The 23,990-nt window shown below is 36.8% G+C and carries 17 protein-coding genes and 1 pseudogene; 10 read left to right on the forward strand and 8 right to left on the reverse strand.

The annotated features are described in order from the left end of the window. Positions 1–2 precede the first annotated feature (2 nt). Both rimO and H4J52_RS04425 read right to left on the reverse strand, forming a co-directional pair. Positions 3–1,457 (reverse strand): 30S ribosomal protein S12 methylthiotransferase RimO, encoded by a 1,455-nt coding sequence (gene rimO, locus H4J52_RS04420; protein ID WP_182177804.1) that lies wholly within the window; start codon positions 1,455–1,457, stop codon positions 3–5. 976 nt (positions 1,458–2,433) lie between these two features. Next, on the reverse strand, positions 2,434–3,873 hold the full coding sequence (locus H4J52_RS04425; RefSeq protein WP_182177802.1) for a serine hydrolase domain-containing protein: 1,440 nt from the start codon (positions 3,871–3,873) through the stop codon (positions 2,434–2,436). A gap of 494 nt (positions 3,874–4,367) precedes the next feature. On the opposite strand from H4J52_RS04425, the gene H4J52_RS04430 reads away from it, so the two are divergent. Together H4J52_RS04430 and H4J52_RS04440 are read left to right on the forward strand one after the other, a co-directional pair. Beyond that, the gene (locus tag H4J52_RS04430) at positions 4,368–4,664 is read left to right on the forward strand and encodes a hypothetical protein (protein ID WP_182177800.1); all 297 of its coding nucleotides are present in this window, start codon (positions 4,368–4,370) and stop codon (positions 4,662–4,664) included. A 210-nt stretch (positions 4,665–4,874) separates the two neighbouring features. After that, positions 4,875–5,126, forward strand: coding sequence for a hypothetical protein (locus H4J52_RS04440; protein ID WP_182224270.1), 252 nt, complete (start codon positions 4,875–4,877; stop codon positions 5,124–5,126). Positions 5,127–5,481: 355 nt separating this feature from the next. Here H4J52_RS04440 and H4J52_RS04445 read toward each other — a convergent pair whose 3' ends face one another. Further along, the gene (locus H4J52_RS04445; protein ID WP_182224271.1) at positions 5,482–6,519 is read right to left on the reverse strand and encodes a hypothetical protein; all 1,038 of its coding nucleotides are present in this window, start codon (positions 6,517–6,519) and stop codon (positions 5,482–5,484) included. Between the two features lie 470 nt (positions 6,520–6,989). Here H4J52_RS04445 and H4J52_RS04450 point away from each other — a divergent pair. Next, a pseudogene (locus H4J52_RS04450) lies at positions 6,990–8,081 on the forward strand (IS30 family transposase); the annotation flags it as partial. 108 nt (positions 8,082–8,189) lie between these two features. Then, on the forward strand, positions 8,190–9,203 hold the full coding sequence (locus H4J52_RS04460; RefSeq protein WP_182177790.1) for a lipopolysaccharide assembly protein LapB: 1,014 nt from the start codon (positions 8,190–8,192) through the stop codon (positions 9,201–9,203). A gap of 720 nt (positions 9,204–9,923) precedes the next feature. Here H4J52_RS04460 and H4J52_RS04465 read toward each other — a convergent pair. Further along, positions 9,924–10,745, reverse strand: coding sequence for a hypothetical protein (locus H4J52_RS04465; RefSeq protein ID WP_182224272.1), 822 nt, complete (start codon positions 10,743–10,745; stop codon positions 9,924–9,926). Positions 10,746–10,998: 253 nt separating this feature from the next. Here H4J52_RS04465 and H4J52_RS04470 point away from each other — a divergent pair, with 253 nt between their 5' ends. From H4J52_RS04470 to H4J52_RS04485, 4 genes are all read left to right on the forward strand, one after another. Next, complete coding sequence (locus tag H4J52_RS04470; protein WP_182177786.1) at positions 10,999–11,145, forward strand: hypothetical protein; 147 nt, start codon at positions 10,999–11,001, stop codon at positions 11,143–11,145. A 62-nt stretch (positions 11,146–11,207) separates the two neighbouring features. Next, entirely contained in the window at positions 11,208–12,365 is a 1,158-nt protein-coding gene (locus tag H4J52_RS04475) for a hypothetical protein (RefSeq protein ID WP_182177784.1), read from the forward strand. Next, positions 12,343–13,035 (forward strand): hypothetical protein, encoded by a 693-nt coding sequence (locus tag H4J52_RS04480; protein WP_182224273.1) that lies wholly within the window; start codon positions 12,343–12,345, stop codon positions 13,033–13,035. The genes H4J52_RS04475 and H4J52_RS04480 overlap by 23 nt, the downstream gene beginning before the upstream one ends. Next, positions 13,032–13,934 carry a hypothetical protein gene (locus H4J52_RS04485; protein ID WP_182224274.1) on the forward strand — a complete coding sequence of 301 codons (903 nt, stop codon included), beginning with the start codon at positions 13,032–13,034 and terminating at the stop codon, positions 13,932–13,934. The genes H4J52_RS04480 and H4J52_RS04485 overlap by 4 nt, the downstream gene beginning before the upstream one ends. An 11-nt stretch (positions 13,935–13,945) precedes the next feature. On the opposite strand, the gene H4J52_RS04490 is transcribed toward H4J52_RS04485, so the two are convergent. Continuing rightward, a protein-coding gene (locus H4J52_RS04490) for an IS3 family transposase (RefSeq protein WP_182177778.1) occupies positions 13,946–15,134 on the reverse strand; the annotation gives its coding sequence in 2 pieces (ribosomal slippage) (positions 13,946–14,891 and positions 14,890–15,134; 1,191 coding nt in all). 231 nt (positions 15,135–15,365) lie between these two features. Between H4J52_RS04490 and H4J52_RS04495 the strand changes: the two genes are divergently transcribed. Beyond that, positions 15,366–15,887, forward strand: a complete 522-nt coding sequence (locus H4J52_RS04495) for a gamma carbonic anhydrase family protein (RefSeq protein ID WP_182177776.1) — start codon at positions 15,366–15,368, stop codon at positions 15,885–15,887. A 619-nt stretch (positions 15,888–16,506) separates the two neighbouring features. Here H4J52_RS04495 and H4J52_RS04500 read toward each other — a convergent pair. Next, positions 16,507–20,238 carry a translocation/assembly module TamB domain-containing protein gene (locus H4J52_RS04500; RefSeq protein WP_182177774.1) on the reverse strand — a complete coding sequence of 1,244 codons (3,732 nt, stop codon included), beginning with the start codon at positions 20,236–20,238 and terminating at the stop codon, positions 16,507–16,509. Beyond that, on the reverse strand, positions 20,235–22,031 hold the full coding sequence (locus H4J52_RS04505) for an autotransporter assembly complex family protein (protein ID WP_182177772.1): 1,797 nt from the start codon (positions 22,029–22,031) through the stop codon (positions 20,235–20,237). Before H4J52_RS04505 ends, H4J52_RS04500 begins: the two co-directional genes overlap by 4 nt. 148 nt (positions 22,032–22,179) lie before the next feature. Between H4J52_RS04505 and H4J52_RS04510 the strand changes: the two genes are divergently transcribed. Beyond that, a complete protein-coding gene (locus H4J52_RS04510; RefSeq protein ID WP_182224275.1) occupies positions 22,180–23,034 on the forward strand; it encodes a universal stress protein in 855 nt (284 codons plus the stop codon). A gap of 67 nt (positions 23,035–23,101) precedes the next feature. Here H4J52_RS04510 and H4J52_RS04515 read toward each other — a convergent pair whose 3' ends face one another. Then, complete coding sequence (locus tag H4J52_RS04515) at positions 23,102–23,971, reverse strand: mechanosensitive ion channel family protein (RefSeq protein WP_182177768.1); 870 nt, start codon at positions 23,969–23,971, stop codon at positions 23,102–23,104. Between the last annotated feature and the right edge of the window lie 19 nt (positions 23,972–23,990).

Raw genomic sequence — 23,990 nt, forward strand, 5'->3', positions numbered from 1 at the left:
CCTTAATCTTCAGCTTCGTCGTCAACTCTAACGCCCCAAACATCATGCTCGTCGGCATGAATTATTTGTACCCACATTAGGTCGCCAGGCTTAGCGTCATAATCATCAGACAAATACACTTTACCGTCAACTTCTGGCGCATCCATATAAGAACGCCCAACAATACCAAGGGCACTCACTTCATCAACAAGAATTAAATATTCTTGACCAATACGTGCTTGCAACTTATCAGAACTGATTTTCGCTTGAACCGCCATAAAACGTTGTAAACGTTCTTCCATAACTTCAGGTGAATTATGGTCAGGTAAGGCATTAGCCGTAGCACCTTCAACAGGCGAGTATTTAAAACAGCCTACGCGGTCAAGTTGTGCTTCTTCTAAAAATTCTAGTAACTCTTCAAATTCTTCTTCTGTTTCACCTGGGAAACCAACAATAAACGTTGAACGAATAACAAGTTCCGGACAAATTTCTCGCCATTTAGCAATGCGTTCTAATACACGGTCTGAGCTACCAGGACGTTTCATTAATTTGAGAATACGTTTATTGGCATGCTGAAAAGGAATATCTAAGTACGGTAGTATTTTACCTTCCGCCATAAGAGGAATTATTTTATCAACATGTGGATACGGGTAAACATAATGAAGACGTATCCAAACGCCCCGCTTGGCTAATTCTTCACATAACTGCTGCATGTGCGTTTTAACCGGCATACCATCCCAAAAATCAGTTTTGTGTTTAACATCGACGCCGTAAGCCGAAGTATCTTGAGATATAACTAACAATTCCTTAACGCCAGCATCAACCAAACGTTTTGCTTCACCTAAGACATCGCCAATAGGACGAGAGTCTAAGTCGCCACGCATCGAAGGAATTATACAAAAAGTACAACGGTGATTACACCCTTCTGATATTTTTAAATACGCGTAATGCTTAGGGGTAAGTTTAACGCCTTGTGGCGGCACTAAATCAATAAACGGGTTATGAACAGGTTTTGCAACGTGCTTGTGTACTTGCGTTAACACTTCATCGTAAGCATGAGGTCCCGTAACACCTAAAACATTGGGGTGAAGTTCGATAATCTCATCTTTTTTCACACCTAAACAGCCAGTGACTAATACTTTACCATTGGCAGCAAGCGCTTCACCAATAGTATCAAGTGATTCTTGTACGGCTGAATCAATAAAACCACAAGTGTTTACAATAACGAGTTCAGCATCATCGTAGCTATTGGTTACATCGTAACCTTCAGTGCGAAGCTGAGTAAGGATACGCTCGCTATCAACAAGATTTTTTGGACAGCCCAATGAAACGAAACCAATCTTAGCCGCTTTAGAGGCCTGTTGACTATTCACTTGCTGTTCAATCATCTTAGACGGAATGTCTAACGTGGTTGTTTGGCTCTCGGCTGAATTACTGCTCTTTTTAGTTGCTTGTGGGTCGAATTGTTCTACGGTCATACTGTGCCTCAACTTGCTCTTTATTTTATTACGGTCGTGCTACTGGTGCTTTTACTCATATTTTATTAAAGATAAAGAGCAGCGTTATAAATAGTGATTTTACGGCCTTTAGTGCAAATTCAGGTTTTTACTCTAAAGGCTGTTGTTTAACAGCGCGAGATTATACAGGAAAGATGTTTCAAGTGGAAAGTATTGACAATCATATACAAACTATTCTCAATACATCGCATGCTTGATAATAAGTTAAATTTCTTTTCATTATAAATCAGCAATATAATGACCTAATAAAACGAATACCAATGAATTTAATCATTATTTGTCAGCTTCGTTAAGCGTCGCTGACAAACTCTATTTTTTACTGCTCTTTTTTGTTCAATTAATAGCCCCTATATTATTTCACACGAATTACTGATGTCTCATCACTTCCTAGCAAAATCTTAATGTATTGTCATTATTCAAATATACCCTTGCATTAATTACCATCCCCTACATCGACATTTGCCAAAAGAGCTGTTTATAACAGTGTCTAAATAAGCCTTGTAATGCTCAAAAATCACACAGTCCGTTTTTCGCCATGAGCTAATTCTTATCTTAGAGCTATTGATTTATTCATATTGTGAATAGACATCGCTTGTGAGATTTCTAGACATGGAATGAGATTGAGACGTTTTATGCAATATTCACTATTACCACTTTGCTGGCCTAAATTAGTCCTGAAAATTAGGCCAGTTTATGTTCACTTGGATACGATAGAAGGCATTAAACCCAATAGGTTTTTGAGCTATATTTAGTACTTATGAGACGTATAGCTACCTTCATCTTGATAGTCAACAAAGCGGTCATAGAGAGTTTAGAGGAAAGCGGCGCTCACCCGAAAAATGAACACTCAGCCGTTTTGTATTGAAGCTTACTATTTGCAAATTAAATAAGTCGAAGTGAGATACTTGATCGATTTAAATTGCACAAAAGATTTCAGTTATTTATTCAATCCCTCTAATATCTTTTGAATACGTTGATTGCCCACATCTAGCTCTAACGCCTTATGATAAAAGGTTTTAGCCTTGTTCATATTTTTTGCATTGAAGTGAGCCTCTGCAAGGCTGTCGAATGCATTGGATGAATTAGGGTTATCTTGACAATTTAACTCAAATATAGAAATAGCTTTATATGGCCCTAGAGTCCGCATAACGTTATAACCTAAGGTGTTTATCATTTCTGCTGTTTCTAATGTCATATCATGAGAAGCTTTTTTAAATTGAGCGTATTCAGCTTTCGCTTGTTCCAAATTGTTAGCTTCTACTTCTCTAAACATGTTTTCCTTGAGAGTTATCAAAGGTGTTTTCATTTCCGTCATAATTTCACTAGCTAATGTGTAAGAGAAATCAAACGCATTGAAATATTTATTGCGGCCATTGGTTAAGTGAATAATCGTAACCGTATCTTTCGTTAAGTCATCTTTGAAAAAATGCCTAACATTCACAATATCACCACCATAGTGACCAACAGCGGTATAACCATTTGTGTTTTTTATCTCCCAGCCATGGGTGTGACGAGCTTTTCGACCATTTTTCAACGAGAGGGGGGTCCATATTTTTTCAAGGGTACCTTTACTTATAAATTGTCCTGCTAATAGTGCTTGAAACCAAATCGCTATGTCCTTTACCGAACTATTCATACCATTGGCGGCATAGTAATAGGCAGGAGGATCATTACTCACAATCCGTTTGTTTCCAGAAGCCGTGCCTTTATATCTCGTTGCACGACCTAAAACTATGTCAAACTCTCCACCAAAGTTCGTATGTGACAATTTATGAGGAATAAGAGCATGTTGTTGAATTGAACTTTCTATACTTAAAGCATCAAATTTTTCAACAAGCTTTTGAATATAAAAGAAATTTGTCTGGTTATAACTACTTTTCGTGCCAGCTTCGAATTCCATTGATTTATCGGCAACATAAGATATTGCTTCAACACCAGTTAAGCGAGTCATTTTTTTTTGCGAATATTCTGGAATGCCGGAAATATGCGAGAAAGCTTGTAAGATAGTAATTGACTTCCAATTATTCGGTATCTCCGAAAAGTGCTCACCTAAGGTGTCATCAAGTTCTAATTTCCCTTGCTCAACCAACTGCATAAGTCTTGTCGAAACAAATAGTTTTGTTGCAGAGTAGATAGTGTATATCGTCTCAGGGGTTGCAGGGATGTTAAATTCAATATTTGCTTTTCCGGTAGCTCCGAGATAAACCAGTTTACCGTTCTTAAGAACAGCTAAAGATTGACCAAAAATCCCGTGTCGCTTTTGGGCGTTCTCCAAATGATGAGTTAGCTGATTTTTTGTATCTAACGAAATACCTTTGGCTGAAACGAGCATGCTTGAAAATAGTGATAAAAATATTAAACTTTTGAAATTAATCATGTGCCACTTACCAAGTTATTTTAATGTTAATTTTTCAATTAAAGGCCATAAGTTAAATCAAAAGATTGATGACTACTTTAAGTCCTTTTGTAGTATTTAGAGGATATCATAATCCAAAAAAGTTACTAAATGTGAATAGCTTACTTTTGTAACAAAATGATATATCAATGACGGGGCTTTCTTATAAATAAATTATGGTTTAGGCTCAAAGTTACGAGTGACTAAATCAATACTTCAGCTCCGTGCTAGGAGCGGTCACTCAGCTTTTCTAAAAAGAATCCAAGTTTGCTCTTTTAGCCGCCATTCAGCTATGCTTAAACCATGCTGGAGACCAAACATGGTTCACTGAAACCACTCTCGATACTGCTTATTCATGGTTATGTAAGCATTGGCGTAACTTTCCCGCCAATGCCGATATTTGGCATCTGCGCCTTTATTGGCACACTATCCGTGGTGAGCTGCTGCAAACACTCCACAGACAAGATTACACCTTCATGCCGCTCAGTGTGGTCACCAAAGCCGATGGTGAAACCCTTCACTTGTGGTCATCACAAGATGCGCTGGTATTGAAGATGTTAGCCATGGCATTACCGGAGGCATTAGCATTATCGCCATTTTGTACTCATATCAAAGGCCATGGTGGATTAAAAGCTACCATCAGTACACTGCAAGCCGCCCTGCCTGATTATACTTATGTCATGAAAACGGATGTGAAGGGCTACTATGCGTCCATTGAACATACGATATTGCTCAAGCAATTGGATAAAGACATCACCGACCCGTTTATCTGACGCTTGTTAGTGCAGTTTGTGAAACGCAGCGCTGAAAGGGGTAGTACGTTTAAGTCCATTACTTGTGGAATATCCAGAGGTTGCCCCTTATCACCTGTAATCGCTGCCTATTACTTAAAGGGCTTAGATGAGCAGATGGAAGGTGACCCTCGCTATTTTTATCGCAGGTACATCGATGATGTGATTGTATTAGCCAAAACGCGTTAGCACTTGCGCAAGGCGGTGAGAACCGTCAATCAACACTTTAATCAATTAAAAGTGGAACAAGCGCCGGATAAAACCTTTATCGATAAAATCAGTCGGGGCTGGGATTTTCTTGGTTATCATTTTGATGGCAAACAATTAACCGTCGCAGCAAAGACGGTGGCAAAACACGTTTTACACTACAGGCAGCTTTATGAGCAACTAAGCATAAAAAAAGCCACCTCAGATGAGATGGCTTTGGCCGAGGTTTGTACGTAAAACGTTGGCAGCGATGGGTCAATGCTCGCATTGGAGCATGGGTTACCCCCACAAAAACAGATGTCGTACTATCGTAAATGGTCAAGTAGTTAAGAAATTAAAGCCACACTTATAACCGGCTATTTATTTCATCTTTCAAAGTATTCTATCATACCTCGGATTGCTCTGGCCGTATAAAGATTAGGTATCTTGAATCAATTACCCCGTTGCGATTCGTACTTAAATATGTCCAATCATGATCATGGCATTTCGAAAGTTTGAAATAACACACAGTATCGATATTTAGTAAATACATAGTATTTTAATCGTCTATACAACTGTATTTACCACCTATGCTCACTAAATCAATCTCGAATCACATCGGTGGTACCTCAGCAACTGGGATTAAACAGGCATCACCAATGGTAGAAACGCTTACCGGTCCTGTGGCGTATAAATTTCCACATGCAACATCGCTCGTGGCGCCATTTACCGCGCCATTCACATACGTCTCACCACTAAACGTTGACCCTGCTCCTAGATTGAGCGAACCGCCCAAAATCCATGTCACAGTAGCACCGTCACCCAGCACAATTTCTGCCCCAGCCCCGATAGTCATTGCCTCGCTTGTAATGACCGTGACGTCGCCATCTATATAAAGTTTGGAGTCCACCTGCAGATTTATCGCACTGTAGCGAACTGTTGTTTCAGTACCGACCGTTCCAATAGAAGAGCTGGACAGGTCCGTATTAATATTGACATATTCCTGGTTTACGTTCGCGGTCCGTTCGAGAACAGTATCAATATTCTCCATAGCAACTACCATATCGTCGGCTTTCTTTATTATGCCTGTTGATGTCTCTGCTGCATCATTTGCCCATTCTTGGTATATGTCTGAATATTCGGTCGAATCGGTGATAACTGTGCTACCCGCACCACGAGTGACAACTCCTGTATAATCGTTGGGGACCTTATGACCCACACCTGCGCCCAATGTGATGGCTGCGCCAGCTGTTATTGTGCCGACTTGCCCATTGGCACCGACGACCACTGCGGCCCCCGCGTTAACGTCCAGAGCGAAGGCATTAGCACCCACTCCAGCGGCAGCGCCAGCGTCGACATCCTTCACTCTTGACCAAGCACCTGTAGTAACAGCAGCGCCAGCATAGATGTCATTGACGGTCGTATAAGCACCGACAACAACAGCCGCTTGTCCAGCGAGATGTCCGCCAACATTGGGGGCTGTCACATAATCAGGTTGCGCTGCTATATTCACCGCACCTCCTGAAATGACAGAATACGTGAGCATTTCGTCAGGGGTCATGCCTGCAGCTTGTCCATTTGCTAAACCAGCAACAGACAAAGCCAAAGCGGTTAAGCAGGTTTTTAATACTATATTTTTATTTTTCATCATCTACTTCCATCTAATGTTATCTGATAACCTCATTGAGGGGTGACCAAGGTGTGAGGTAACAACTACCTATTAATTAACGCTCATGATGTAAAGTGAATGAGCGTAACTTCCTGACCAGACAAAGGCTTATGCCTTCATATAAGGTGCGATATGCTAAGTCTACTGAATGTATGGTAAACCTCATACCACTAATTTTTATTATATGTAATACAACGTGTTAGCTTGTTTTTCTGTTATTAATATGTGGCTTTGTAAAAAAATCTGACACTTCTTATTTTGGCTAAAAGTGGATGGAATAAGCAGGCCATGTGTGTGGGCCAACTGCGGACTCTACTATAGCTTGATTTGCCGTGGTGTGCTAATAATGCAGCGAAAATCGGTCATAGGATTGAATGACCCCCGACTGTCTGCAATTCGCCTTGAGTTCAAATGGTCAATGCAATGCTATCCTTAAACAAAGGAGCGCAGCGATGAAAGGAAGAACTCGTATTATCTATACTGCTCAGCAAAAAGCATTAATGTGGGAAAAATACCAACAAGGAAGTACGCTTAATGATATAGCTAGATTGTTTGACCGACATCATCCTTCTATATCTCGCATTATAGCGGCGACTGGAGGTATACGACCTAACAACAAACAAAGGGCAAAAAATCATTTAACGTTGGATGAACGTGAAGAGATTTCTCGTGGTATTTCAGCCAGCCTATCAAGGAAATCTATAGCTACTAAACTCAACCGCACACCATCAACTCTTTGCCGTGAAATTAATCGTAACGGTTGCTATGATAAATATCGTGCTGCACATACAGATAAAGCTGCATGGATAAGAGCAGAGCGACCTAAAACATGTAAGTTAGCATTAAATAAAAAGCTAACTCTTATTGTCGCTCGTAAACTAAAGTGCGCATGGTCACCACAACAAATAGCGGGTTGGCCACAAAGAACTCATCCTAATAATGAAGACTTTAAAGTGTCACATGAGACGATATATAAAACGTTGTATATTCAAACAAGGGGCGCATTAAAAAAAGAACTACAAAAATGTTTAAGATCAAAGCGTATCATGCGCTACTCCAGCCACGCCACACTAAAAAATAAAGGATATGGGAAAATATCAGATGGACTCACAATCTGTGAAAGGCCTGAGTCAGCAGAAGATAGAGTTGTTCCTGAACATTGGGAGGGAGATTTAATTAAAGGTTGTAATAATAGCTATATTGCAACCCTTGTAGAGCGTCATTCACGCTATGTAATGCTTGTTAAAGTTCAGGATAGTAAAACTAAGACGGTCATAAAATAATTAATAAAAAATGCTAAAAAGTTACCAAGAGAAATGTATAAATCCCTCACATGAGACAGAGGCTATGAAATAACTAATCACAAAGAATTTACGATAGCGACAAAAATTCCAGTATATCTTTGTGATCCTTATTCTCCTTGGCAGAGAGGATCAAATGAACATACTAATAGGCTAATCCGACAATATTTCCCAAAAGGAACTGATTTATCTATACACAGCCAACAAAAGTTAAGCAGTGTTGCGAGAAGGCTTAACGAAAGACTGTTGTGGTCAGAGTGATTTGGTTAGTAGCCAAAGATTCCAAAAAAGTACAATATAAATAACGCAAATAGCATAAATTATATACTAAAAATAATTACAGGAAGTAAAATGAATAAAAAATTAATTGCTTTAGCTTTATCCGTAACAATGAGCATTACGAGCTACGCAGATACTACCCTTGTTGCTACGGCTTTAGAAAATGATGATGTAAAAGCTGCTAAACTTGCTTTTAATGAATTGTCCTTGGAAGAGAAGCAAAGTATTGAAGGGCAAATATTAAGTGGCAGAATTTTATTGCAAAAAGATAAAACTGAAGAAGCGTTTGATTATTTTGAAGAATTACGCGATGACCATACCGAAAACATTGACGTAAATTATTACTTAGGTGTTAGCGCAGTGATCATGGCACAAAAAGCGAGTATTTTTTCAAAGCTAGGTTATGCCAAAGACTTTCTAGAAGCGATGGAAAAAACAATTAAATTAAACCCCAATCATGAAGATGCGTTAAATACCTTGATTGGTTTTCATTTAGGAGCGCCGAGCATTGCAGGTGGTGATACAGATAAAGCGCTTACCTATGCAAAGCAACTGCAAAGCTTTAATAAAGAACAAGGTTATGAACAACTAGCCAATGTTTATTGGCAAATTGAAAAAGCTGATTTAGCCGAGCAAACGTTGCTTGAAGGTTTAAAAGAATTTCCTGAAAGCGCTGTATTATATTTGACTAGAGCAAGTGCTTATATTAAAGATGAAGCGTGGAAAAAAGCCCGTATTGATTTAAATCTTGCAATAAAACATGCCAATGACAATGAAGAAAAAAGTCGTGCTTTATATCAACAAGGTAAGGTTTCTGCTGAATCAAGACAAGAAATTGAATTAGGCATTGAGTCACTTATTCAGGCGATACCATTAGCCGATGAGCAATATAAGCCATGGGCAGAGTATCGTTTGGTACAACTTTATATTCACAATAAAGAGTTAGATAAAGCCCAAAGCTATATTGCCAATATTAATGTTGGTAAAGATGACGATTTAAAAAGTAAAATTAAGAAACTAAAAAAGAAGCTTAAAAAGCTAATAAAACTGAACATAAGTTACCTTGAGCAGATGGAGCTAAATTAGGCCTGAATAATATCCCCTTTTTGTACATAGCAGTCTAAATTAAAATGAAAACTTAGGGGGTTATTTCCTCAAAGCGAGATAGAGCGAGGGGCTAGTTTGATGACTGCTAAGATACGAAAGAAGACCTTAGCTTTAGTTTATCTAGCGACATTTGAATCGATGAAAATCAGCCCTGCGTTAGATAATAGAATTGTTCTAAATTTCACCAGATACTTGTAAAGAAAAAAATTCTAATTTGATTAAAAAATATCTAAACGGACATTAGATTAATATGATTTTAGGTATTAAATTCTATGGTGCTTGGGGGCACAAAGCACCATAGAGTTCATTCATTTTTTATAGTCGTTTTTGAATAAAAACTTACCAATAACTATTCGAATATTAATGTCCGATTTATCTTTTATTTATCTGATATTTTAGAAATACAATTTAATTCTCTATCCTATTTAATTAATCTCAGTATTAAAGCTAATGAAATTGGTTTTAAGTATGTTTTTTATACTAAAAAATCTGTATCGTCTTACCAACAAAGCTCTATTTATATCTTAAATAATATTGAAGACATTGTATTAAAAGAGTAGTGATTTTAAAGATTCAGTTGATAATACAATTTTTTCAACGTGGTAAAAATTCCACTTCAGTAGGTTGTAGGGGGAAGCTGATTTTAAAGGTTATTAATATTAAATTGAAAATTTAAAATTGAGTAATGATTAAGAGAACCTAGTGCTTATTTCTGGATTTAAGAAAATCTTTTAAAGATGGGGTTGAGTAACACTTAACCCTTCCTCCTAGAAGCCCACTTAATTCAGCAACACCTCTTTGAAATCCAGAGTTACAATCTACATTTTTATTCTTAAGTTTAATTTCTTCCGCTTTAGTTGAATCAGGAAAAAATTTGTTGATAGATTTATCTATACTGTTTTCGCTAGCTAGTTTTTCCTCATAGTCTTCGTTCAAACCTTGCTCTAATGTTTGTGCATTAATTGATGCTCTTAATTTATTTAATGATTGTTCTGCTAAAGATGAACTCTTTAATGTGTTTGAGTGTGGCTCAGTAGAATTGATAGACGGGAGTGATTCTTTAATGAATGTACTAGTCTCTTTAGAAGTACTTTTTAGTTTTTCCTTTGAAATTGACTGGATTTTAGGCAATTGGTTCTTAGTAATTTTATTAGGAATGAGTTTAGCATTTGTTGTTTTTTTTATAATGGATTTGGTCTCAGGAACCTTTGCTTTAGCTGGCGTTCTATAATATAAAGTGGCCCTTACTTTAGGTTCTGCATAAGGTGTAACTTGTATTTTTGAGCCAGATTTTGACAAATTAAAGGCAGCACCAAGTGCAATATGCACCGCAATAATAAATACTAAATGGGTTAGTTTACATGATACTTTTACTGTGCTTTTGATGTCGGATTTTGAGTTTTTTATGACCAAATTATCAAACGCAGAGTAAGGGACATTAATGTCATAATTAAAACAAAAATTAGTGTCTAAAACTTCATCATCTTTAATACCTGGATAGAAAAATGGTTCAGATTTCATACCTTATTCATGACAATTCCATGTCCTTAGCCTTATTATTCAATTATGACAAATTATATAGTACTTAGTTTCAATCATAAATATGTGTGAATATCTTGATGTAAAATAAATCTTTACACAATGTATATATTTTGTAAATATAATTACAAGTTAATTATTTAAGAATTGATTTTGATTCTAAAAGGATTCACTGCTGGCAACGTGCCAAAAGGAATAGAGGGGAACCTCTCACAATAAAAAAAAGGATAAAAATATGAATAACCAAATGTTTGATGTAGAAAAACTAGACACTCGCTTAGAAATGCAGATCATTAGCGCAGCAGTAACTGATGCGCAAGCACAGGCACCATGCCCTCAAGAAAATGGTTGTCAAGAACCGTCATGTAGCATCCCATTTTAAGTAATACTTAGAATTTCATAGAGGCCTCGGCCTCTATTCTTATTTTAAAATAGGAAATCACAATGGAACTGGAATTTCCAATCATATTTTCAAAGTTTTCACTTAGTGTTTCTACTGAAAATGACCGATACCTACTAAACACAAATGGTAGTTATAGTGAAATATCCCCCGAATTAAGTGGATTCCTCGAAAAAATCCAATCGCACTCAAATACTGTCGATGAATTCGATATGTATTGTAAAAACAGTGGACTAACATCACAAGGTGCTATCGAAGGCTTACAAAAGTTAAGTTTAGTTGGTGATGGAATTGATAATAAAAAGCATGGTCTTGATGGTTTTATTTTCACTTTAGATCTACTGAGTAGTAAGTCAGTAACAACATTATCTAAACCCTTTACGATTCTCTTTTCAAAATCTCACCTTGTCATTTTAGCCGTTTTATTATTTTGTTGCTTTGGTATGTATAGCGAAGAAATTCGAGTAATAGAGTTTAATCAATTTATGTTTTTAAGTGATCCTATACTAATTTTCATAATATATTTTTTTAGTGTTCTATTTCACGAAATTGGTCATGCAAGTGCGCTGGTTAAGTACACAGATAGAGCTGGTGAAATTGGTTTCGGATTGTATTATATATTCCCCGTTCTATATGCAGATGTTAATGAAAGCTGGACGCTAACTAAATCTCAACGATCATGGGTTTCATTTGGAGGAGTGTTTTTCCAATTAATATTTCTGTTGGTAGTTATTTCGTATGGGATTGTGTTTGAAAGTGCTACGGCAATATCAGCTAGTAATCTAATTACAATATCAATCATATTCACCTTAAATCCTTTGTTCAAGTTTGATGGATACTGGATTCTGTGCGATGTTCTTGATGTTAATAACCTCCATAGGTATGTATCTAGAGGCTTATTTTCGTTTAGCGCAGCAGGTGTAAAGAATGTTATATTCTCATACTGCTATCTGGGTATAGCTGTACTTTACATTTTGCTGATCATCAGTTTCCTCAACAATCAATTCACTCTACTTGTGAGTCTTTATGATGGAGTAAATTCAGAAATTACTATTATGACGTTACTTGGTAGTGTGTTGGGGCTTGTTTTAATGATGTTTATGCTTATAGGAGTAGTAAGGATTTCTATGAGAACCATTAATATAGTTAGTAACTCATATAAAAATAGAGGGCTTTATAATGACAACTCAAGAGGGGTTTAATAATGTTTTGTCAAAAGCCGTTAAGAAAGAAGCTGATGCTAAGTTCACTAAGCGCATAAACAGGTGGTTGCGCCACATAAAGAATAATTATGATCGAAATAATATTTTTAACGGGAATAAGAACATCCTTTTTTTTGAACCATTTAATCAATTAGACAACGATATATTCTATAAATATGTAAATAAAAATACTAACTATAAAGTTTGTAAACTCGGTGCGAAAAAGCAGATAAATACTGGTGATAATTGTACTTACCTTGAGTTTAAAGCTAAGTGGAAAGAAGCAGAAAAGACGATTTTTATTTATACTCCCAATACCGATGTAGATCCTGACAACTTTAATATAAATACCTCAGTATTAGCAATAGATTATGAGTTACCCCTAACGATTTTTGCATTGATAAAAAATGCAGGGAATACTATTAATTATATCAAAATGGATACTTATGAAATTAGTTCGTGTTATGCAAATATGTATTCAATGGAAGGTAAAATCAAAATAGTTAATAACATTACTACCATCATTACTGAGTATATACAGAATAGAAAAAAGGATACAAATCTAGACAATATAGCCCGGTATTTCCCCTTTTATTCAATACCAAAACAAATAAAGAAAGATGCCCTACAAAAGTTGATTATACGCCATCAAGAAGAGAGGTCTGCATGAAAGTCGTGTTGTATATAATTTCGATATATGGATGGTTAATGGGTAATTATAAGTACTTTATTTCGGTAAAGAAATCCGCGGTAAAAAATAACCTTGTAGACTTCTTCGGCTATAGTCACAAGAGGGCAGATATAGACACATTAAAGCACTTTGTAACCTTTTCAAGAGGTCAACTCTTACAATGGTGGTACGGTAATTTATCGGCAAGATCGAGAAGTAAATTTATAGCTGAATTTGTAGATTACAAAATTCATCCAAAGGCCTTGGCGCTTGCAAGAAGTAGTGAAGGGGCAATAATTATAACCCCTCACCAGTCTATACAATCAATTGCCGCAATAGGTTTGAGTAAATTTTTATCGGAAAATGAAAGCAAGCTGGGAACATTTTTCGATTCAACTGATGTGAATTCAGGTAACGCAAAACACTTAGAAGTGATTGATAGCGATAAAGAAGATATAATGATTTTTCATAATAGCACTAGAGATTTAGTTAAATCCATAAGATCACTACGAGGTGGTATGTGGTTATCAATGTACCCTGACATATTTCAGTATAGTAGTGCATTTATAGCTGTACCTATGTTCAATAGAGTCATGGCTGGCATGTCGGGTATAGAGTATATGGCTTCAAAAACAGGCTCTGCGGTTATCTCAGGTGTTGCCGAGTTTAAAAATGGAAGACTTGAGATTAAAATTCACGAGCCCATAAGGACTGAACTTCTAAAATCAGGTGCTATTTCCAGCCTTGTATACACACGATTAGAAAAGTGTATCAGAGAGCAACCATATAACTGGCAATACTTATCTCAAATGAAGCAATATGTAATTGTAGATCAACCTATTGATAGAATAGCTACAATCAAAACTGAAAAGATGAACAGTCCCATTACAACCGTATAATTCTGAAGTGGTCAAGTAATATTGGCCACAGTTTTGTAGCTTAACTCATACCTTCTTTCTGATTCATTTGGACTTATTCCTGCGTTGTACCTATGTGGCCTCGTCTGATTGTAATAAGTCATGATGTAATTAATGATCGCTTGCTTAGCTTCATTAAAATTCTTGTATCCTATCGTTGGTATCCATTCCGTTTTTAAACTTCTAAAATATCGCTCCATTGGTGCATTGTCCCAACAATTTCCACGGCGGCTCATACTCTGTGTGATTTGATAACGCCACAGTCGTTGCCTAAACTTTCTGCTGGTGTAATGCGTTCCTTGATCTGAGTGGAATATGACACCTTTGGGTTTTCCTCTGCTCTCATATGCCATCATTAATGCTTGCATCGTTAACTCACTATCAGGTGAATTTGAGATAGCCCAGCCAATAACTTTTCTAGAAAATAAATCAAGGACAACAGCAAGATAAGACCAACGATTACCCGTCCAAATGTACGTCACATCGCCACACCAATAAGTATTAGGCTCAACAACAGCGAATTGGCGTTTGAGTATATTTGGGATGGCTACATGATCTTTATTCACCTTTTTATATTTATGCTTAGGTATCTGGCAACTCACTAAATCCAGTTCATTCATTAAGCTTCCTGCTCGATAACGACTTAATGGATAGCCTTCATTAGTCACCATGTCAGCAATGCTTCTAGCACCCGCAGAGCCACCACTAAGTGCATGAAAGCGTTTAACATCTGCTCTTAATTTGATTTCTGAGGAGCTTAAATTATTATCCCTGTTTACCCAATATTTATAACTGCTGCGATGTACTTCAAATACATAGCATAACGTACTAATAGGGTACTTGTTTATATTGCTCTGATTGAGTTTCTCAATTAATAAGAATTGTTCAGGGAGTCTGACATCAACAGAGCGGTAGCCTTTTTTAAAATATCCTTTTCTAATTCAATACGTTTAATTTTTTTTCAAGTTCACGTATTTTTAATTGATCAGGGGTCATCGGAGTCGCTTTAGGTTGATTACCTTTTCGCTCTTCTTTTAACTGTTTAACCCATTTGCTAACGGTGGAATAACCAACACCCATCGCTTTCGCTGCATCTTCGTGGGTATAGCCATTATCAACAACTAATTGTGCTGTTTCTAATCTAAATTCAGGACTAAAATTGGGACGTTTTTTCTTTGTCATTTGTATCACCTAACGTTTGATGAGATGCATAATAACATCTCTAAGTAGGTGGCCAAATTAACTATGCCACTTCATATTTTTGATCACCAGCTAAATGTAGAGTATATCCCCTTAAGTTAAATAACGACTGATACCAACAACAGTAAACAGATTATTAAGCGACAAAGTTAATGAATGTTAATGTCTAATTCGTTATATTCAATGTATATATTAATATTGAGGTATCAAGATATGATCTACCAGTTAGGTGAACTTTCTCCCAAAATCCCTAAAAGCTGCTTTATAGCACCCAACGCTTCTGTAATAGGCAATGTAGACTTAAGCGAAAATGTCAGTATTTGGTTTAATGTCGTGATCAGAGCCGATTTAGCACAAGTAAAGATAGCGAAAAACTCTAATATTCAAGACGGGTCTATTCTACATGTTGATAAAGGTTTCCCTATTAACATTGCTGAAAATGTAACGATTGGTCATAAAGTGATGTTACATGGTTGCACCATAGGCGAAGGGAGTTTAATTGGTATCAATGCTGTGATATTAAATGGCGCTATAATTGGCAAAAACTGCTTAGTGGGTGCTAATGCTTTAGTGACCGAAAACATGGTCATTCCTGATGGGAGTTTGGTCTTAGGCTCACCTGCAAAAGTGGTTAAACAGCTCGATGAAAAAACCAAAGTAATGATCGCAGCAGGCGCAGCTCATTATGTGCAGAACAATCATCACTATAAAAAAGAGCTAAAGCAAATAAATTAAAATATGAAATGGTTATCATAGTATTACAAGGAAGCAGCAGGTTGTAATGACTACAGGGTTACTAATACTCATAATCTCCTTAGTAATAACCTCTTCTGTTTTAGCTAATGAAGTAAATATTGATTGATTAAAGCCATGTTAACAGAGCTTTCTCTCGATGATGCACGTGAATAAGGCCATTAGTTGCGTTGGCAAATTTTTATATTTATATCGAACTCATCAAAACAGCAAGCTACACCACACAAGCATGAGCCATTTCCAACATTGACGATGATCATTTCGATAAAGCTAAATGATTAGGCTTACTCGGGCAGGCACTGACGTATCAAGGCTTAAATCAAGCCATAAACAGTTCAAAAAACAGCAAAACGTTCATTTAATCTCTGTTCAAATAGAGCAATGGGGGGGATTTATGAGCTTATTATTGATCATGACAATGCCCATTGGAAATTGGAAAGCAGCCTTGAATCGATTTATAACTGAATTTTATACCATTTAGAAGACTTTATGTAAAACCTGGCAGTTAGACAAAATCTGCTACTGGGGTATTCATTCGCGGTGCTAAAGGGCACTAACCCGTGAAGCCGATTACTACTAGGTTATTTGACTACCCGTTTATTTACTTTATATCAAAAGAGTAGTAAATGTCGGCAGAGTTTTCTAACCCCGAAACTGTTTCAACCCACAACCGATTTAACAAATAGAACCTCACCGTTAATTCATTAATAGGCTCCATAATACCCACACCATATTTAATATAAACTTGTTCACCTAAATAGCCCGCTATGGAAGCTTGTTCGTCGTCACCATCAATTTCAATTCTATTAATCAGTGGCAATTTTTCTATTTGGGTAAGTACCCCCGAAAAATTTGTTAACGCTGCCCCTAAAGCTACGCCAATTGCCGTATTACTGTCACTCGTTTCTGCATCTAACCCTCGACCTCTCACTAAGTATGACAAGGTTTCAGATTGTTGCATTGTCGGTTTTGAAAATAATTTAATATGTAAACTATTAGCTAAACCTGTTGCATCAATACCGACGATAATATTCTCTTTCTCAATACTACGGGTTGCTTGCATCGTTACATAAGGGTTATTTGCTGTGCCATTAAAAGAAATAATGCCTTTTGTTATCGATAAATCCTGCCCATAAGCGCGATAACGACCTTGGGGGATTTTTAAACTACCAAAGAGTTGTAAGGGCTGGTTAGCCTGCTGGCTCACTTGTAATTCACCACCTAAACGCCCAACAAAACCTTGGCCTTCAACGTTGAAAGCGTCAGCAATAACCACACGAACATTGGTATAGAGTTCAAATGGCTTTTCATTAGCCACTTGTTCGCCTGTATCATCAACAATAATCACATCTTTACTTAAGCTAACACTTCCTTGTGGTAATTTATTAACCAATAATTTGCCATCAAGTATCTCAATGCGGCCTGATACTTTAAGCTTAGACGCTTTTATTTGTGCATTGAGGTGGGGAGAAACGGTTAATGTAAGATCAGGAGGAATCGAAAAATGTAGTGATTCACCGTCAAAATCAAAATTACCTTTCAATTCATCTTGCCAGTCAGCGTCACCTTTAACCGTGACTGCTGCATTATTAATATTAAGACCACCAGAAATAACCGCTTGTTGCCCTTTAAAGTCAAAAGCCATATTAATATCCTCTAAGGTATTAATATTGCCTAAAATTTTAGCTTTGCCTTGGGTTAGTTTTATTCCACCATTTATGGTCGGTTTATCTAAATCGCCAACAATGGTGAGCGAAGTATTTAAGAGACCTTCCAATGATGTAAGCTCGGGTAAGAAAACCTGCAATGGTGAAAGGTTAAGGTCATTAATAATAAGTTGACTATCTATGGTTCGATTGTCGGCAAATAAGATAACACTACTGAGATTGACTATTTCAGTAGTCGCTTGAGAAAGCAAAGCAATATTTGCTGCAATACCTTGGTTATTCAGTTGTAAATTCAATTGGCCTTTTTGCCACGCAAGCAATTTATGTAAACTGCCTTCTTTCTTTACTGCTACTTGTCCGTCACTGATGAGTAATTTAGCGTTAACTGATGGCATTTTATCTTGTTGCCAACCTATAGCAACATTCCCTGCAAGCGTACTCTGCAAAAAAATGTTTTGAGGAATAAAAAGGCTTAAAAGATCACTACCTAATTTAATGGCTAAGGTTAATTCACCTTCCGTAAGCTTAACAGTCGCATCATCAATGAGACAAAGCTGTGAAGTTTTCCCAAGCCAACAGTGTTTATTCAAGGCAAGGGTATTATTGGCATTATCATATAGTAGTTTAACTGGCTGACTTGATTTAAAAACATGTTCATCTAAAGAAAAGGTAACCTTATCTGTTTCCACTTTCCATTGGTCGCTCTGCGCAAAATAGTTGCTGTTAATCGATAAATCAATCGAAGAATCCCCAAGCCAAGCAACGTTTACCTTTTGCTGACTTAAATCACCACTGCTTGCTAAGTTCACACTATTAATGCGGTGACCCTTTAAGTTCAGCTCCTTACTCGCAAAGGACACTTGATGTTGATGATTATCCAATGGGCGATATTTCAGGTCAACATTAACCATATCACTGGAAACACCAACCATGAATAAATCGGTTAATTCACCTTGTAAATTAATTTCTGGCTGCTGAGTTGGGCCTGATATTGAAATATTCGAACGCAGATCACTTTCTATATCTTTAAGCCATAACCCCGTATTAACAATATTAACTGAGCCATCGACATGCCAGTTTCCTTCGCTATACCCTTTGAGTTTAACTGCGATACCACCATAATTGAGGTTTATATTACTCGGCGCTAGTTCACCCTTGTGGTTGATATCAATATTAGCAGCAGCGGTAAGCGCAAGATGATTTATTTCACCTTGAATGCTAGAATCATCAAGCGTAAATGCCCATTCGTTATCAAGGAAAAAGCCTTTACTGCTGATCTGCCCCTGCACTCTACCTGATAATTCTTTGTTGATATTAGGTAGGTTAATACCCGATGACTCTACCTTAACATCCCATAACAGGCGGCTACCTAACTGTAATTCGCCTTTAATATCGAGCATGTTATTTGCGTGCGATTCTTCAAAATGTAAGGTGCTTATTTTAAAAGTTTGCTCATCATAAGTTGCACTTAAAACAAGTGATGCGTCTTGATAACCAAAGCCACTGATATTACTTTTCAAATCGATCAGGTGTTGGTTAATATCGCCTTCGCTTTGTAATAAGAGTGTTGAGGGGGTAATAACCTTGGCAATATTATCAGGCAAGGTAAATTGGCTTACATCAGCCTTCAATTTATAAGGTAAGTTTGCATCAGTGACATTTACTGACATTTGCGCACTTAATTCTATTTCCCCCTCACTGCTTATATTGGTGACTAAATCAGATAAATTACCCTGCAAGGATACGACTTGTTTTGTGTCGTTTAGCTGTGGTAGTAATTCGAAATTTTTGATTGAACTCTTTAAGATTAAGTCAACAACATAGGGAGGCACAAAATCGACCTTTCCCTTCAAAGATAACGCGCCAACACCTGCAACTGTTGATGATAATTCATCGATTAACAGTTTCGTTTTAAACCATGATATTTTTGCAGCGGCATCAATTGTCGCTAATAGTGTATTTTCATTACCTCTACTGTCGACTTCATTCACAGTCAATTTTTTAACAACTAACGACCTTACCGCTAACTTAACCGGTGAATAAAGCTTAGGCAGTGTTGCCAGCGGCCAAGCCATTTCAATAGGTTTTACTGATGGACTCTGCTTATCATATAACTTAATGTTGGCGTTAACCAAGCGCGCATTTTCTAGGTTTATAGATAAATGATTAACAATATTTTTATTGATAAATAAAGCACTAGAAAAGTCGATTAAGTTAACCTTTAATTCGGGACTTTTAATTTCCGCTCTCGCTAAAGAGAACTTTTTCAATTTAAGGGTGAAGGGTAACGTGAAGCTTGAAGAGTTAATCGCTTCTTCGACAAGTTCATTAGATGATGTTGCCTGCCCTTCTTTCATGTTCACTTGCAGTGATGCAATACTCAGTTCATCAATACAAAGTTGGCTTTTCCACAGACACCGTAAATGTAACTTAACACCAATATTTTTTGCATCAATAATCGTTTTATCATTTTCGATTGTTAATTGACCTAGCACTAAATCATTTAAAAGTGCGCCACTTTTGTACTTAACTTGAACAGAGGAAGTCGCGCTAACGGCATAAAGTGATAGCTTTGCTCCCAAAGGCGTTGAAAGTAGTATCGCGAGAAAACAGAGTAAGCCCGTTATCACCGCTATTATTGTGAAACTTGCCCGTTTATAAGTCATAGCTCTGCACCAATACTAAAATGAAGACGCCATGAAGGGTTTTCTTCACTCAATGAATACCCTAAAGTAAACCTGATGGGTCCGATAGGAGAAATATAATGAAGGCCGGGTCCAATAGAATAAACAGGGTCTAACTTATCATTGTCATTAACACTACCTGCATCAACAAAGAGTGCCCCTCGCCAAGTCTTTGAAAAATAATACTGATACTCTAGGCTAGCAACGACCATATTAGTCCCACCAATAACGATTTCTTCCCCTTGATTAAGACCATCTGAAAGCGTGACTTTAGGACCAATTGATTGATAATCAAAGCCTCGAATACTTTGATCGCCCCCCGCATAAAAGCGTAATGAAGGAGATAACACTTCTTCAAATTTTTTGTCAACAATCACATAGCCCAGCTCTACTCGTGCTACCACGCGATGCTTAGGCGCTAACAATGAAATATATTTCCAACGCGCATTGAAACGTAAAAAGGAGGTTTCCGACGATAAACCTTCATAACTTCCTTCTAGGTTATAATATTGTCGAAACCCTTGAGTTGGGTCGAGTAAAGGGCCATCGCGGTCAATATCAGACCAAGTAAATCCAGGGATAAAATAATCAGCATCATCATAAACACCATCAGTGTCCCACTCCTCACTGAGATGTCTTAAATAAGGTTGGCGTAACACATCACCTTTAAGATAAACACGACCAACTTGAAAAGAAAAAAACTTACTCGTTAAATCGCCATAGTCATTTTTTTCTAATTCAGTCTGCAACTGCAAGACATCGTTATTGGCATGCGATAATGGAATACTGTAAATAAAATAGCCCGTTGGGTTAATCGCTGAATACGACAACCGTGTTTCTTGGCGATGTCCGTAACGGTTAACTAATGGTGTTTTCCACCCAAAAGAAAACCTTTCTTTTGTATCCGTTGCATAACCTAGCCCTAAATTAAATTGATGGCGCTTTGCTTTTTCTAATGACACATCAATAGGCAGTATGTTGTTGGTCGTATTCTCAATTTCAGGTCGAACAACAACATTGCTAAAATACTGCGTTTCATCAAGTTCATTCTGCAAGTTTTGCAACGATGTTTGTTGATAAAAATCGCCTTGTTTAAAAGTGAGTAAAGGCCTTAAAACATCAGGATTTATAGCAAAGTCAGTAAACTTTATTTCACCGAATTGATAACGAGATCCGCTGTCAAAGTGAATAATTATTTCTGCTGTTTCTAGGCTTTTATGTATCGCAATCGTAGATTTTATAAATTTACTATCAAAGTATCCGCGCTCTAAGCCAAGAGAAACAAGGTCTGTTTTAAACTGTTCATAAACACCGTGGTGTAATATATCACCTGAAACAATTGGAATTTTTCTGATGATTTCAGAAAAAACGCTATCACCTAAGGCGTTACCACTTATATTAATACGTACTTTTTTTACGCGCGTTGGTTGATTTAACGTTACACCAAGCGAAAGCGTCCAAGTATTTTTATTTCCGTTTTTTTCAGTCGAACTGGTTACCACCGCACGATAATAACCCAGTGCTTTTAATGCATTTAATGCCTGTTTTTTTGCTGTAAAGAAAAATGCCGCCCGTTCAGTATCATCCTCTGGCAACGTGCCTAGGTAGGCATGAATATTTTGTGTTACTTCACGGGGTAAATCATCAGAGATATGAACTAAAAGTGTGCTCGATAAGGCAAAAGGTGGAAATAAAAAAAACAATATAAATAAGAAAAAACGACTATGCATTATGGTAAATTGCCAATGAACTTTAAAGCGATTAAATAAAATCATAGCATACTAAGTTTTGCTGATAGAAATGTTTTAAGGTAAAAAAGACTATCTATACATTCTTCCTTGCTATAACTTTAACCATATTTGACGTGTTAACTAAGTCATATGGACGTATTAGCGAAGGCATTATTCTACATGAGGAAAAAAAATGATAACTGAGCAATTAATTTGGTTTATAGATGGGCGCTATTTTTATAAAAATGTCACTTTAGATAAAATAATTCAGCTTGCCAATGCTCATCAAATGCGAATTAAAATAATAATAGATGCTCAAGTGAAGTCTACTCAGCGGTGGTATTGGCATTCAATGGTTGAAAGTTCATCAACGGTTAATGAAGACTTAGCGCCTATCAATAAGAAAAAACAAACGTTACTTAATGCGTTAGAAATGAGTGCGATTAAAGCCGAAATAATCATTATCGATACATCTAATCACATTAAAGCCATTAATACTGAATTAGCAAAAACAAATAATGGCCTATTAATTCTAGAAGATACACCGCCAAAACAAAGACACCCTATTTTCCAAACGCTAACACAATTGAACGCCCCCGTATTATTACTCAGTAATAACGTCTGGAAAAAACCACTCAATGTCATTGGCGCAGTTGACCCATTACACGAAAATGATCGCCCGGCAAAAATTGATGAACATATCGTTAAGCATTTAAAAAACTGGGAGGGATCATTAGCGATAAAATGGCAAGTTGTACATTGTTGTTACATTTCCTCCGTTTTAACCCAATACAAAAGCAAAGTACTTTCGATGCACCGAGAAGGGTTAAAAGAGTTTTCACGTCAGTTTAAGGTTCAACAAGATCAATACACGTTAATCGAAGGTTCACCTGAAGACGCCTTAAAGACATATATTAACAAAAACCATATAGACATTTTATTTATTGGTTTGGTTAATAGAAGTATGCTCGATAAATTTTGGGTGGGTAGTACAACATCAAACTTTTTATACGAGCCACCGTGCGATCTATTACTGATTAAACAGTAAATTAATTACCGTGTGTTAACGATTAAGCATTCAACCATAAGATTAATGCTTAATCGTTGTTTAACCTTCACTTCTTCAACGTGCCATCTTTGGTGATTTTGTAACCCGCACTTATAGCAACATCAGAAGGTTTACTTTGACTACCTGAATACAGGCTTATATGTGGAAATGGAATTTCAATACCTTGTTCATCAAAAGCTTTTTTAATATTCTGATACATCTCATTTTTAAGGGTAAGGAAGTTCTCTCTTTTTGACCAAACTGAAAATTGTATATCTACAGATGATGATCCGAATCCGGTTAAAATAAATAAGGGTGCTGGCTCTTCCAAACAAATAACATTTTTCTCCGCTATTTTTAATAGAACATCTCTGACATTTTCAATATCTTCTTTATAAGCGATACCTAACTTTAAGTCGGCTCTTCTAATAGGGTATTTTGTCATCGTGGTTACCGCACTTTTGATCATACTTTCATTGGGTATGCGGACAAACAAATTATCAAAGGTTCTTAACTTAACAGACAGTAAATCAATAGAAATAACTTCACCTAAAATTTCATTAACTTTGATCACATCGCCAATTGAAAACGGCCTTTCTACCATCAGAAATAGGCCGCTAATTAAGTTTGATGCGGAGGTTTGTGAAGCAAAACCAATAGCAACAGTAAAAATACCGGCTGCGCCAAGCAATATCGTTAAATCTATACCTACATGCTTTAAAGCGGATAATGAAAATAGTGCCAACAACGTATAAAACACCGTTCTTTTTAATAAAAAAACGCCGTGTGTCGTCATTTTTTTATCGACAATTTTTTCAATACCGCTACTTATCGTTTTAGCAATAAAGTAACCGACTATAAATAAAATAAGTGCCTGTGTTAATGTATACAAATGAGATACTTTGAGCGTATTAAAAAACTCATTAATGACTTCCATACAATATTTACCTAACTCT

It is taken from the genome of Colwellia sp. MB02u-14 (genome assembly GCF_014076915.1).
In the GTDB taxonomy this organism is placed as follows: domain Bacteria; phylum Pseudomonadota; class Gammaproteobacteria; order Enterobacterales; family Alteromonadaceae; genus Colwellia_A.